This is a genomic window from Arcticibacterium sp. SM2516 (genome assembly GCF_057914865.1).
Genome location: NZ_CP195290.1, coordinates 2,817,203 through 2,830,556 on the forward strand (window position 1 = coordinate 2,817,203; position 13,354 = coordinate 2,830,556).

The following is a 13,354-nucleotide window of genomic DNA, read 5'->3' on the forward strand; positions in this document are numbered from 1 at the left end:
TTTTTAGCTTAAAGCCTTACAAGTAGTTTTGTGCTTCAACATAAAAGAGCAAAAAGTGCCTAAAAAAATACTGATAATTAATGGACACCCGAATAAAGCAAGTTTAAATTTTGGCTTAGCAAAAGCCTACAAAAAAGGGGCTTTAGAAAGCGGTGCTGAAGTTCAGGAAATTATAATTTCAGCGTTGAATTTTGACCCAAACCTTTCGTTTGGATATCAAAAAAGAATCGAATTAGAACCAGACCTTCTGGCCTCTTGGGAAAAGATCAAATGGGCAGACCATATAGTTTGGGTTCATCCCGTGTGGTGGGGAGGCTTACCCGCCATCATGAAGGGCTTTATTGATAGACTTTTCTTGCCAGGTTTTGCCTTTCAATACCGAGAGAACTCGATACTTTGGGACAAACTTTTAAAAGGTAAAACCGCTCATATCATTACGACATTGGACCAACCGAGCTGGTACTACTGGCTAATGTATGGCAGACCAAGTGTAAATCAACTCAAAAAATCTACACTGAATTTCTGCGGCATTAAACCCGTCAAAGTTTCCTATTTCGGTATTATCAGAAATTCGAATGAAAGCAAAAGACAACAATGGCTAGCTAAAGTAGAGCTTCTTGGCAGAAGAAATAAATAATACCATGATAACAACAACTTATTGATTTCTGGGCAAATTGGAAAACGACAAACACAGAAGTATCATCTATCAAACCTGAAATGACTTGTAAGATGGTGCTTTTCGTTTTTTAACCACATAGAAACCATCTCCATACCGGCCACAGAAAAGGTAATTCCGTTTCCGCCAAAACCCAGCACAAAATAACTATTCGGGAAATCCTTATGTTCACCAATATAGGGTAGTCCGTCTTTGGTTTCACCAAAAGTACCCGCCCATGAATAATCCGTTATATGCTCGAATTCCACCATATGTTTTTTGATATATTTTTCTAGCTTGGCTGTTTGCCTAGGTATCAGTTTATCTCTCAAATCGGCATTTTTAAAAGGTATATCCTGACCACCCACCAGTAAACGCCCATCATCTGTACTTCTGAAATACATGTAGGGTTCGTCTGTATTCCAAAAAAGCGTGTCCCTATATCGCTCTATTCCGGGCAGTTCTTGCTCACTCACCATGGCAAAAGACGATAAAAGCTTAACTACATTATTAGAGAAAAGCTCTGTAACCTCGTACCCTGTACTATAGATAATTTTCTGACATGTAATTTTTTGGTCATTGCCCGTAATGGCTATCAGTTTATCGCCCGCCTTTTTTACTTCTTTAAGTTCCGTTCTGTCGTATACCACAAGCCCTTTAGCTACATTAAAAGTCAACAGATCATTCGCCAGCACATAAGCATCTATCCTACCCCCCATGTCTGTCCATATACCACCGTATGCCTTTCTTATTCCGTAGCTATGTAGAATTTCCTTCTCAGTTAACCATCTCACTGGAAAACCATACTTATCTCGACATTCCAGCTCTTTACGTAGCATAGCGACATAAGATCTTTTAGAGGCATAAAGAAGCGAATTCTGAAATGTGAACCCGCAATCTGAATGTACTTCCTCCACTATCGCTTTTAACTGATTAATAGCATCAAAACAAGCACGGTATGCCTCCACAGCAGGCAGTTCTCCCACTTGCTCTATCAATTTATGTAACGGTATGTCTATTTCATATTGTAACATAGAAGTGGTGGCAGAACTACTTCCGGTAGCCACATCCCTGCGGTCAATAACCACAGCTTTGTAGCCATCTTTTATCACCTGATGAGCCATTAGACTCCCGGTAATACCCGCTCCTACAATAAGCACCTCTGTTTCAATATCCTCTTTAAGTGATGGAAAAGTAGACATAATCCCATTTTTTCGTAGCCAGTATGGCTCATTAGATGTGAGTTGCATCATGTTTTAAGTTTCTAAATATTGACGTTTATTCTATCCTGAATGATGTACAAGAAATCGTTTAAAAATCTTGTTCCTTATTCAAGACAGTTTTAATCTTTGACAAAAACTTAGGGGATGATATTTATTTTGATTGGATAGCCTTTGTACTAATAGTTTGCAATAAACCATGCAACCAAACCAAAAAGGAATTCATTAATTAATATACATTTACAAGAAAAATCACTTTTGAAATCTAGAAAACAACTATGCATAAACTGATCCTCCTTCTTCTGTTTTTGGCATGTTCACCCAAAGCAAATAACCAAAACGATGTTATTACCGGAACGGTAACGGCCATTGAAAATGGAAAGGATGGCTATACCGCCACTTTAAAAACCCAGAAAGGTGAAACCTACATGGCCACTATCAGTATCCCCAACCTTGGTAAAAATGGCCATTACAGAAGATTGGAGATAGGCGAAAAGATAAGCTTAAAAGGAGAAGAATGGCTTTCAGATGACGTCAAGCATATAAGGGTTACAGAACTGCTTCCTTAGGCTACTATTCATTTTAATAAAAAGTTAAAACAGCTATCATTAAGATCTTAGTACCTTTTTATGCGTAACTTATTTATGGTTTTACGTATCAGTTTATAAATAAAAGCATCGTAAAGCAGTTAGAATATTTAAGAAAATAGAAAATCATGATTTTAAGAAACATAATTTCGGTAGCTATCATAGCACTATTAGGTTCTTGTGCTACATCTTCTAGCACGAATACAGGTGCTGCCAGCACTTCTACAGAGGCCGTTTACTGGGTAAATGGAAAAAAATCCGACTGTGTGGGTGTGGGCATAAAAGACTGTTTAGAAATACAAAAAGGAGATATAAAAAGCGAGCAAAACTGGAAACTGTTTTATGACTCTATTGAGGGTTTCAATTATGAAGAGGGCTATGTTTATAAACTATTGGTGAAAGAAGAACAGAGCTCTCTAAGGCCCGTCCCAGGCGACGCTTCTTTTAAAAATTATAAACTGGTACGTGTTATGCAGAAAAACTACGAACCCAAACTAATCTTAAATGACCAGTGGACGCTCGTAGAATTAAATAATGCTCCAGTGGTAGGAACTAACGCCCCTACCATAGATTTTAATCTAGACCTTAAAAGAATGTCTGCAAACGACGGTTGTAATAATCATGTGGGCGAAATCAAATCTGTGATGGACAACAAAATCAATCTTGGTAATGTCATTGCTACCAAGAAAGCTTGCCCCGAAATGGAACTCGCAAACGAATATGGTATTTTATTAAGCAGAATAGACTCTTACAAAATAGAGAACCAAAGGCTTATCATTTTTGATAGTGCCGATAAAGAAATTCTAAGCTTCCGTAAGAGCGACTAATTCACCCCTACTTTTTATATTCTATCTTAAAAATAGTGCCATTCAGGTCGTCAGAGACATACAACTCTCCATGTAAACCTATGGCCAAACCGCATGGGCGGTGCTGGATAGGACCTGTAGGGTTAGCTAAATCTACGCCAGCAAAATTATCAGCAAAGATTTCCCATTTGCCTGTAGGTTTGCCCTTCTTAAAAGGAACAAAAGCTACAAAATAACCTTTTTTAAGCTCTGGAGACTGACCATGAAAGGCCACAAAAGCTCCATTTTGGTATTTCTTAGGGAATGACGTACCTGTATAAAACAACATGTCATTTGGCCCTAAGTGAGCAGGGAAAGCCATAAGTGGGTCTATAGCCTTCTCTCCACCCGTCTTTTTACCATTGCCACCATATTCAGGAGCTAAGATTTTCTTTTTCTGAAACTGGTCGTAATAAATATATGGCCAGCCAGCATCATCATCTTTCTTTAGTTCATACATGGCTTCTCCTGGCAATTCCGAACTTTGTTTAGCAGTATAAAACTCAGGATAAAAATCATGGAATTGACCACGACCATGCACAACTGTGAATAAGCTATTGGTCTCTTTATTCCAGTCCAAGGCCACCGCATTTTTAATTCCCGTGGCATATCTTATGCCATTAGAAAAGGTTTGATTTAAGATTCTCCCATTAAACTTCCAAATACCACCTGCCTCGTCTAAAATCGGACATGGCATCATACCCTTACCAGAGTTTTCTATTCTACACGGGTCATTCCATGAACCTATTGTTACATATAAATTATCGTTGTCGTCCATGGTAAATGGCTTGGCATTATCTCTTCCTTTATCCACAAGGCCACTTACTATCATTACAGGCTCCTGATCTTCTGGGAAATTATAGTTTTTATCCAATTCGTATCTATAAATAGACGTGTTGGAAGAGTAATATAAATATCTATCATGGGCTAAAACACCTGTTCCTACCCCCTCACCTATAATTCTGACTTCATCCAAAGAGCCATTACCTTTGGTGTCTTTTAAAAGTAACAAACCCTTATCGGCCTTTCTATTTACATAGATGTCGCCATTTTTTGCAACGGTCAAATGTCTCGGAGAACCTAAATCTTTGGCAATCACACTAACGGAAAAGTCCTTTGGGACTATAATCTGTGAAGAATTAGTTTGAGCTGATGATATAAAAGAAATGCTTATAAGAAAGCTAAGGCTTAAAAGAGACCTCTGAATATTAATTTTCATCTAAAGTATTAATTAGTTTTAATCACAAAACGGTCGCAAAGGTAAACTAAGTTACCGTTTAATAAAAAAGATTTCAACTACCAAATATGGCTTTTGGGCTTCCAACAGCTTTTATATTTACAATTCCTTTAACTAAAGGATCAACTTTAAACTCATTTTATTCTTTCTTGTCTATATCTATTCGCCTTGTGACTTGAGAAATATTATTTTCTCTAAATTCACAACACAATTCAACCCTAAAAACAGCTATGCAAACGAATCTTTTCTTAAAAATCAGCCTTTTCACTTTCATCAGTTTTTTAAGCTTCAGTCAGAAACTACCAGAAAAAATAATCGGCCATCCTAGAATCCTGTTTTTAGAAGGACAAGAAGATGTCATTAAAGATTCTTTTAAGAATAGCCCTATTAGACAAAAAGCACATGCTGCCATAATTGATGAAGCCAATGCTATTATAGCTCTGCCACTTTTGGAGAGAATCCAGACAGGCAGGAGACTTTTGAGCGTTTCTAGAGAATACCTCCGCCGTGTTCTTTTCTTAGGTTACGCCTACCGATTAACCGACGAAAAAAGGTACTTAGATAGGGTTACGCAAGAAATGCTGACTGTAGCAAAGTTTTCCGACTGGAACCCAAGTCACTTTTTAGATGTAGCCGAAATGACCACTGCCATGGCGATTGCTTACGATTGGTTTTATGATGGTTTAAATCAGGATACTAAAACAAAGATTAAAACTGCTATCATAGAACATGGCATAAACCCTTCTTATGATAATCAATATAATGGTTTCTTAAAAGCACATCATAATTGGAATCAGGTTTGTAATGCAGGCATGGCTTTCGGGGCATTGGCCATTTACGATGAAGAACCCGAAATGGCTAAAAACACTATTTCAAGAGCCATAGAATCTATTTCCTTACCCATGAAACAATATGCTCCAGACGGTGCATACCCTGAAGGCTACGCTTATTGGGGCTATGGAACCTCCTTTAATGTGCTCTTTATTGATGCCATGATGAAGGCTTTTCAGTCGGATTTTGGTTTAAACAAACTTCCTGGTTTCGACAAAACCGCGGCTTATTTAATGCACATGATTGGACCTTCAAAGAATGCCTTCAACTATTCCGACTGTAGTGATAACATACGAATAAACCCTGCCATGTTTTGGTTTGCCGAACTTAGCCAAGACCCAACTTTACTTTTCTGGGAGAAAAAAATGATAACAACCGCCTTAGAAAAGAACATGAGTCAACGCCTCTCTCCGCTCATGATGATCTGGGGAGCAAATCTAAATTTAGAAAAAGAATTGACCCCAAATGAAAAGGTCTGGTCTGGAAGTGGTGATACCCCTGTGGCTTTGATGCGAAGTTCATGGGATGACAATGGCATTTTTGTGGGTTTAAAAGCAGGCTCTCCTTTTGTAAATCATGCCCATATGGATATCGGGTCATTTGTGATGGATGCTATGGGTGAGCGTTGGGCTATAGATTTTGGTGCTTCTAATTATAACCATCTGGAGACTCAAGGAGTACAAATTTGGGGTAGAGAGCAAGATGCTCAGAGATGGGATGTGTACAGATATAATAACCTTTCACACAGCACACTATCGTTCAATAATCAATTTCAAGAAGTACATGGCTATGCCGACATTGACAAAGTGCTGGATACAGAAAATATTCAAGGGGCAATGACGGACATCTCTGCAGTTTATAAATCACAGGTCAAAAGCAGCAAAAGAGCCATTGCTATCAAAGACAAAAGTTATGTAGTGGTGACCGACCAATTAGAAAACAACCAAGAAGCGAAAATACTTCAGTGGCGAATGCCGACAAATGCAAGCATAAAGTCGATGAGTAACTCTGAAATCATACTCACTCAAAATGATAAAACATTACACCTGAAATTACTGAGCCATCAAAAAGTTAAAATGAGAACATGGAGTACCATATCACCAAATAGTTATGACGAGGCCAATCCCAATTCTATTATCGTTGGTTTTGAAATGGAACTAGGTTCTAATGCCCAAGAAACCATTCAAGTGGCTTTGATTCCAGCAAATAATAAGGCCGAAGTAAAACCAATAAACTGGAAGATTTTTGAATAAAAAATCCAACTTGTCCATAGCGTTAAAACTCGCTAAATGGCTTATTTTTGAATAAAAAAACGCCGTCATCAAACGAAAAAAACAAATAATGTCGAAAAAAAACTTCCTTTATTTATTTCTATTGCTAGCCATGGCAATCATGAATACCTCCTGTGAAAAGTCATCCAAAAATGTTCTATTGAAAAAATGGTCAGGGCCTTATGGCGGAGTACCTGCTTTTGACAAAATGGATGTAAATCTGTTAAAAATTGCTATGGAAACAGGGATGGCAAATCATCTCAAAGAATTAGATGGAATAGCTAATAATGCTAAACCGGCTACTTTTGCCAACACCATTCTGGCGATGGAAAAAAGTGGAAGCGATCTGAATAACGTTATGCCTTACTATGGTATCTACAGCTCTAATACCTCCACAGAGGAGTTTAGAAAAATAGAAGGTGAATTGGCTGGGCAACTTTCCGAGTATAATTCTAAAATTACGCAGAACGAAAAATTGTTTCAACGCGTAAAGACCGTTTATGAGGCCAGCTTAAAAAATCCTTTACCAGAAGACCAGCAGCGAGTGGTTTTATTAACCTACCAAGGTTTTGCCCTGAATGGTGCTGAACTGGATGCAGAAAAGAAAAAAAGGTACGCCGAAATTAATAAAGAGCTGTCTGCTCTTTCTACCACTTTTGGTAATAACGTATTGCACGACGAAGAAGGATATATTACCTATTTAGAAAAAAACCAATTGGGTGGACTTTCGGAAGCATTTATAAAAAGTGCCGCCAGTGCAGCAGTATCGAATGGTCAAAAAGGCAAATATGCCATCACCAACACCCGCTCTTCTATGGATCCTTTTTTAACTTATTCCTCAGAAAGGGATCTGAGAGAAAAGGTTTGGAAAAACTATTATGCCAGAGGAGACAATGGTGGCGAATATGACAATAATGAGGTCATCGTTAAAATTCTTCAATTGAGAAACGAACGTGTTCATCTTTTAGGTTTTGATAATTACGCCCAATGGAGATTGCAAAACCGTATGGCTAAAAACCCAGAAAATGCACTGGCTTTGCTAGATGCTGTTTGGCCTAGTGCCATAGCACGTGTAAAAGAGGAAGTTAAAGACATGCAGGCCGTGGCTGATGCCGAAAGTGCCAAGATCAAAATAGAGCCTTGGGATTACAGGTTTTATGCCGAAAAAGTTAGAAAGAAAAGGTACGATTTAGACAGCGATGAGGTAAAACAATACTTACAACTCGATAAGCTTAGAGAAGCTATGTTTTATGTAGCTGGAGAACTATTTGACTTCAAATTTTCAGAAATAACAGATGGCAGTGTACCCGTATTTCATGAAGATGTACGCGTATGGGAAGTAAAGGATAAAAATTCCGATAAGCATATTGGATTATGGTATTTAGACCCTTATGCTAGAAAAGGAAAACGCTCTGGAGCATGGGCTACCACCTACAGAGGACATACAGATATGGGCAAAGAAGAGACTGTTTTATGTTCTAACAACTCCAATTTTGTAAAAGGTGAACCTGGCCAGCCGGTTTTAATTTCTTGGGACGACGCCACCACCTTTTTCCATGAGATGGGTCATGCCCTACATTATTTATCTGCCAATGTGAAATACCCAAGCCTTGATGGTAGTTTAAGAGACTATGGTGAATTTCAGTCGCAGCTATTGGAGCGTTGGTTAAGTACTGATGCCGTTATTGAGAATTATCTCGTGCATTATAAAACGGGTGAACCTATGCCCAAAACATTGGTGGCTAAAATTAAAGAAGCTGCGAATTTCAATCAGGGCTTTGGAACTACAGAATATATGGCTTCCGCAATCATGGACATGAAATATCACATGATGGACCCAACAGATTTAGATGTAGACCGCTTTGAAAGAGAAACATTAGAGAGCATCCACATGCCGAAGGAACTGGTCATGAGACATCGCTCGCCACATTTTAATCATGTATTTAGAGGAGAAGGCTATGCTACAGCTTACTATGGATATATGTGGGCAGACGTATTAACAGCAGATGCTGCAGAAGCTTTCTCAGAAGCTCCAGGAGGTTTTTATGATAAAGAATTGGCAAAGAAAATGAAAGAGATATTATTTGCCCCAAGAAACACCGAAGACCCAGCCGAAGCCTATAGAAGGTTTAGAGGTCGAGATGCCACTATTGACGCTTTAATGCGTGACAGAGGGTTTGTGAAATAGATATTAAACAAAAAATTGAATTAAAGAGGGGCTTTTTAGCTCCTCTTTTTTTTATGCTACAGTCAAACCTTGTTCAACTATATTTTTAGTTATGCAAAACTTATGCTACATTCAACTAATCTTTTAGTTCACATTAAAGTATACAATCATGGCAGAAGTAGGAAACAAACAAGCTGGTAAACCAGATATGACGCCCTTGGTAGATTTGGGCTTTTTGCTCATTACCTTTTTCATTTACACCACCACCTTCAGTACACCAAATACAATGGATTTAAACATGCCAAGTACTAAAGGGGAAGTAGGTGCACACATAAAAAAGAGTAACTCTATGACAATTATTCTGGGAAAGTACAATAAAGTCTATTGGCATCAAGAAGAGGTAGCTCTCGTAAAAGAGAGCGACCTTACTGAAACAGATTTCTCCCCAAAAGGCATTCGACAAGCCATATTAAACCAAAAGAGACAGGCTATTGACCCTGAACTGTGGACGGTCATTATTAAACCATCCGATGATTCAAATTGGAAAAACGCTGTTGATATTTTAGACGAAACCGCCATTACAGCCTCCTCAAGAAAAGCTGTGGTAGAATTGTCAGATAATGAGCGGGAGGTTTATGAGAGAATGGTTTATTGATTAAACCCCAGTCAAATCAAAATCTTCCGTAGCTACTTTTTCCACACGCTTACCCATCTTTTTTTGGATAATATAAAAATGCGGTTCTTCCTCATCAGTTACTAAAGAAATGGCCTCACCCATGGCTCCAGCCCTACCAGTTCGGCCTATTCGGTGTATATAATCTTTAGGCGAACGCGGAAGTTCATAATTAATAACACAAGGCAAAAAGTGAATATCAATACCTCTAGCAGCCACATCGGTAGCCACTAAAGCCGTAATTTCCCCCAGTTTAAAGTCTAGCATAGCTTTGTTTCTAGCACTTTGTGTTCTCTTGCTGTGAATGGCACTTGCGGTAATACCATTCTTGTTCAGCTTATTACATACATTATCGGCCGTTCTGATAGACGAAGTAAAAATCAAAACTTTAGTTATTTCCTGATTTTTAATCAAATACCTAAGTAGTGGCCCTTTTCTTTCCAAACTGGTCAAATAGGCTGTTTGTTTGATAGACTCCACGGCATCTTCCTCCTCCGCTATCTCTATGGTCACGGGGTCTGTAAGAAGTTCTTTTTTGAGATCTATAATCTTTGTATCCAGCGTAGCTGAAAACAGTAAATTTTGACGCTTCTTAGGCAGTAGTTTAAGTATTTGACCAAACTCTTCCTGGAAACCTAAATCCAACATCTTATCTGCTTCATCCAGCACGAGTGTTTCCACTTTGCCTAAACTCACAGATTGGCTAGAAATTAAATCAAGAAGCCTACCTGGCGTAGCCACCAAAATTTCGGTGTCTTTTAACTGCACCATCTGCTGATTGACCTTTACACCACCATAAACTGCCAAATTCTTTATTTCATCCTCCAAATTTTGCGTAAAACCAGATATAACCTCAGATATCTGCATGGCAAGCTCACGCGTAGGAACCAAAATCAATACTTTCAGATTTCTTCTTCTGGAAGCCTTCATTTTTAAGAACCCTTCTAGAATCGGTAAAACAAAACTTGCCGTTTTACCTGATCCTGTTTTGGCAATGCCTTGAATATCCTTTCCCGACAAAACAGCGGGTATGGCTTCTTGCTGAATTGGATAAGGTTTACCATATTTTTGAGCGGCTATAGCCGTCAATAGTGGTTTTGATAATCCTAATTCCTCAAATGTTTTACCTCCGTCCATAAGTTATGCCTTGTCTACTTTCAATAATTTCAACAAAGTTGACCTTTATTTTCCTTTAAGAACCATTCATAGAGCCGAAATCTACAATTTCACAAAAAAATAAATCATCACATCTTAAACATTCATCTACCAAATAAAGAGCCTCCCAAATCCAGAGAAACTAAAATTAAATTAATGATATATTAAATAGATTGAATCAGCACAACGAACCCACCTTTACGTCTACCCTTTTCTAAATCCATCCCTTCATAAAAAAGCCCGAAGCTATCTTTGTAATAACCCAAAAAAGCTTCAAAAACACTTAGAAGCACACTTTTAAAAATTAACATCCATGAAAACGACTCAAGCATTTTTAATGCTTTGTACTATTACTTTAGTATTGAGCTGCACCAGAAAGAAAAATCCCTTACCACATGACTCTGATGAAATAAACTTTAAAAAGTCGGAAGCTATGGTAGATGAAAACTTCATGAGACGCTGGGAGTTTCTACTTCCACAAGAAGGAAGCAAAGCGAAAGATTTTACCCTAGAAGATCAAAACGGAAAAGCGTTCAACCTCTATAGCGAATTAAAAAAAGGCACGCCATTACTCTTAATAAACGGAAGTTATACTTGTGACATTAGTCGCAGGAATTTGACAAATATGGAAGAGCTCTCCAATGAGTTTGAGGGAAGGCTTAAAACATTTTTAATACATACTGTTGAGGCACATCCTTCTAATAACATCAGCCCATATTCGCTCCAAAACGAAATTTGGCCTTCTAACGCCAATATCCGCGACAATGCAGAAGCTAAAAGGCCTACTACCTATTTTGAAAGAAAAAAACTCACTCAAAAATGGCGTCAACAATTTGATATTAGCAATGAAATCCTCATTGATGACGTGCAGAATAATTTCTGGAATAACTATGGTCAAGCCCCAAATATGGCTTTTCTCATTAATCCCGATGGCACTATTGAAGTAAGGCAAATCTTTTTCGACAAAGAAGAACTAGAAGCTAAAATTAGAGAGGTTCTTATTTAATTAGCCGATCTTGCTATAGTTCCCACGGGCGGCAACTAATGATGAAAAACTATTTATAATTCAGCAATGTTATAGCATAGTAAATCTAATTTCCTCATATACTATGTCCTCGAAAAAAGAAATCATAAAAACGGATTACGCATTAATTGGTGGTGGTATCATGAGTGCTACTTTAGCCTCGCTTCTTTATGAGTTAGAGCCTGACAAAACCATCACCATCTTAGAGCGAATGCCACATGTGGCTTTAGAAAGTTCTTCCGCATGGAATAATGCGGGTACTGGTCATGCAGCATTATGTGAACTTAACTATACGCCTCAAAGAGAAGATGGTTCTGTTGATATTTCAAAGGCATTGAAAATCAATTCGCAGTTTGAGGAATCAAAACAATTCTGGTCGTACTTAATTAAAAACAAATGCATTGAAAAGCCTAAAAGCTTCCTAAATGCTATTCCACACATGAGTTTTGTGTATGGAACGGATGATGTCAACTTCTTAAGAAGAAGGTATGAGGCCATGCATGTACACCCGTTTTTTGATAGCATGAAATTCTCGACGGATGAAAAACAAATAGCAGAATGGATTCCTCTTTTCTTAGAAAACAGAACCTCCAAAGAACCTATAGCCGCCACTCGCGTAGCAAACGGCTGTGATGTGAATTTTGGTTCATTGACTTCTAATCTTATAAACTACGTCAAAGAGAAGAAAAACGTAAGTCTAAAGGTGGCCGCTCAGGTAGAGGATATTAAAAGGGAAGATGATGGAAAATGGACACTTGAAGTAGAAAATCTAGAAACCAAAGATGAGTATTTGGTTCAAGCTGATTTTGTATTTATTGGAGCTGGAGGCGGAACACTCGAACTCTTAGAAAAATCAGATATCCCCGAAGCCGATGGTTATGGCGGTTTCCCTGTCAGCGGACAATGGCTGGTATGTAAAAACGAAGAGGTAATTCATAAACACTACGCTAAAGTATACGGAAAAGCCAAAGTAGGTGCTCCCCCAATGAGTGTACCACATCTTGACACCCGAAGAATCAATGGCGAACGCTCGCTATTCTTTGGCCCTTTTGCTGGCTTTTCTACCAAGTTTTTAAAGAATGGTTCTTACCTAGATCTTATTAAAACCATAGAAATTGACAATATCTTTCCCATGTTGGCCGCAGGCTGGCATAACAGAAAACTAACAAAGTATTTGATAGACCAAGTACGACTCTCTTTTAACGACCGCATGAACGCTTTAAGATCATATTACCCAGAAGCCAAAAACCAAGATTGGGAGCTAAGAATAGCGGGACAACGCGTTCAGGTTATCAAAAAAGACGACGAACAAGTAGGCATATTAGGTTTCGGAACGGAAGTGGTAAGCCATGCCGATGGCTCTTTATCGGGTCTTTTAGGTGCTTCGCCAGGAGCATCCACCGCTACCAGTATCATGTTGGATATTTTGGAAGACTGTTTCCCTCAATATCATAGCATCGAATGGCAAACCAAACTCAACGAAATGGTACCCTACAGAGCCAAAGACTTGCGTGAAAATCCTGAAAAAATATTGGAGGCTAGGAAGCTAAGTGCGATTTTGTTTGAATAAGTTAAATTTAAGCAAACTCAAGACTACTACAGCTAGCATTTAAAATCAAAAAATACTTAATCATTAATTTCTCAAAAGGCTAGAATTACCACTCCTACAAATAAAATTTTTGGCTTAAT

11 protein-coding genes are annotated in these 13,354 nt (G+C 38.3%); 8 read left to right on the forward strand and 3 right to left on the reverse strand.

Translation table 11 applies throughout. The features are described from left to right. Positions 1–55 precede the first annotated feature (55 nt). Positions 56–637 (forward strand): NAD(P)H-dependent oxidoreductase, encoded by a 582-nt coding sequence (locus tag ACSBFT_RS11695; protein ID WP_489604765.1) that lies wholly within the window; start codon positions 56–58, stop codon positions 635–637. Positions 638–699: 62 nt separating this feature from the next. On the opposite strand, the gene ACSBFT_RS11700 is transcribed toward ACSBFT_RS11695, so the two are convergent. Next, positions 700–1,908, reverse strand: a complete 1,209-nt coding sequence (locus ACSBFT_RS11700; protein WP_489604766.1) for an NAD(P)/FAD-dependent oxidoreductase — start codon at positions 1,906–1,908, stop codon at positions 700–702. A 245-nt stretch (positions 1,909–2,153) separates the two neighbouring features. Here ACSBFT_RS11700 and ACSBFT_RS11705 point away from each other — a divergent pair, with 245 nt between their 5' ends. After that, a complete protein-coding gene (locus tag ACSBFT_RS11705) occupies positions 2,154–2,444 on the forward strand; it encodes a hypothetical protein (RefSeq protein WP_489604767.1) in 291 nt (96 codons plus the stop codon). Positions 2,445–2,590: 146 nt separating this feature from the next. Next, a complete protein-coding gene (locus ACSBFT_RS11710) occupies positions 2,591–3,289 on the forward strand; it encodes a DUF4377 domain-containing protein (protein WP_463048943.1) in 699 nt (232 codons plus the stop codon). A gap of 7 nt (positions 3,290–3,296) precedes the next feature. Here ACSBFT_RS11710 and ACSBFT_RS11715 read toward each other — a convergent pair whose 3' ends face one another. Next, a complete protein-coding gene (locus ACSBFT_RS11715; RefSeq protein ID WP_489604768.1) occupies positions 3,297–4,526 on the reverse strand; it encodes a PQQ-dependent sugar dehydrogenase in 1,230 nt (409 codons plus the stop codon). Between the two features lie 248 nt (positions 4,527–4,774). Here ACSBFT_RS11715 and ACSBFT_RS11720 point away from each other — a divergent pair, with 248 nt between their 5' ends. The 3 genes from ACSBFT_RS11720 to ACSBFT_RS11730 all read left to right on the forward strand — a co-directional run bounded on the left by ACSBFT_RS11720 (position 4,775) and on the right by ACSBFT_RS11730 (position 9,468). Then, positions 4,775–6,628 carry a heparinase II/III domain-containing protein gene (locus tag ACSBFT_RS11720; RefSeq protein WP_489604769.1) on the forward strand — a complete coding sequence of 618 codons (1,854 nt, stop codon included), beginning with the start codon at positions 4,775–4,777 and terminating at the stop codon, positions 6,626–6,628. Positions 6,629–6,716: 88 nt separating this feature from the next. Continuing rightward, positions 6,717–8,834, forward strand: a complete 2,118-nt coding sequence (locus ACSBFT_RS11725; RefSeq protein ID WP_489604770.1) for a M3 family metallopeptidase — start codon at positions 6,717–6,719, stop codon at positions 8,832–8,834. A 148-nt stretch (positions 8,835–8,982) separates the two neighbouring features. Next, complete coding sequence (locus tag ACSBFT_RS11730; protein WP_489604771.1) at positions 8,983–9,468, forward strand: ExbD/TolR family protein; 486 nt, start codon at positions 8,983–8,985, stop codon at positions 9,466–9,468. Here ACSBFT_RS11730 and ACSBFT_RS11735 read toward each other — a convergent pair whose 3' ends face one another. Beyond that, positions 9,469–10,623 carry a DEAD/DEAH box helicase gene (locus ACSBFT_RS11735; RefSeq protein ID WP_489604772.1) on the reverse strand — a complete coding sequence of 385 codons (1,155 nt, stop codon included), beginning with the start codon at positions 10,621–10,623 and terminating at the stop codon, positions 9,469–9,471. A 331-nt stretch (positions 10,624–10,954) separates the two neighbouring features. On the opposite strand from ACSBFT_RS11735, the gene ACSBFT_RS11740 reads away from it, so the two are divergent. Together ACSBFT_RS11740 and mqo are read left to right on the forward strand one after the other, a co-directional pair. Next, positions 10,955–11,647, forward strand: a complete 693-nt coding sequence (locus ACSBFT_RS11740; protein WP_489604773.1) for a peroxiredoxin family protein — start codon at positions 10,955–10,957, stop codon at positions 11,645–11,647. Positions 11,648–11,735: 88 nt separating this feature from the next. Next, positions 11,736–13,235, forward strand: coding sequence for a malate dehydrogenase (quinone) (gene mqo / locus ACSBFT_RS11745; RefSeq protein WP_489604834.1), 1,500 nt, complete (start codon positions 11,736–11,738; stop codon positions 13,233–13,235). Positions 13,236–13,354: the final 119 nt, after the last annotated feature.

Excerpts from the sequence above, each read along its gene's own strand:
- ACSBFT_RS11705 (WP_489604767.1), top strand. The coding sequence starts at position 2,154 with ATGCATAAACTGATCCTCCTTCTTCTGTTTTTGGCATGTTCACCCAAA.
- ACSBFT_RS11740 (WP_489604773.1), top strand. The coding sequence starts at position 10,955 with ATGAAAACGACTCAAGCATTTTTAATGCTTTGTACTATTACTTTAGTA.
- ACSBFT_RS11725 (WP_489604770.1), top strand. The coding sequence starts at position 6,717 with ATGTCGAAAAAAAACTTCCTTTATTTATTTCTATTGCTAGCCATGGCA.
- ACSBFT_RS11715 (WP_489604768.1), bottom strand. The coding sequence starts at position 4,526 with ATGAAAATTAATATTCAGAGGTCTCTTTTAAGCCTTAGCTTTCTTATA.
- ACSBFT_RS11700 (WP_489604766.1), bottom strand. The coding sequence starts at position 1,908 with ATGATGCAACTCACATCTAATGAGCCATACTGGCTACGAAAAAATGGG.
- ACSBFT_RS11730 (WP_489604771.1), top strand. The coding sequence starts at position 8,983 with ATGGCAGAAGTAGGAAACAAACAAGCTGGTAAACCAGATATGACGCCC.
- ACSBFT_RS11710 (WP_463048943.1), top strand. The coding sequence starts at position 2,591 with ATGATTTTAAGAAACATAATTTCGGTAGCTATCATAGCACTATTAGGT.
- ACSBFT_RS11735 (WP_489604772.1), bottom strand. The coding sequence starts at position 10,623 with ATGGACGGAGGTAAAACATTTGAGGAATTAGGATTATCAAAACCACTA.
- ACSBFT_RS11720 (WP_489604769.1), top strand. The coding sequence starts at position 4,775 with ATGCAAACGAATCTTTTCTTAAAAATCAGCCTTTTCACTTTCATCAGT.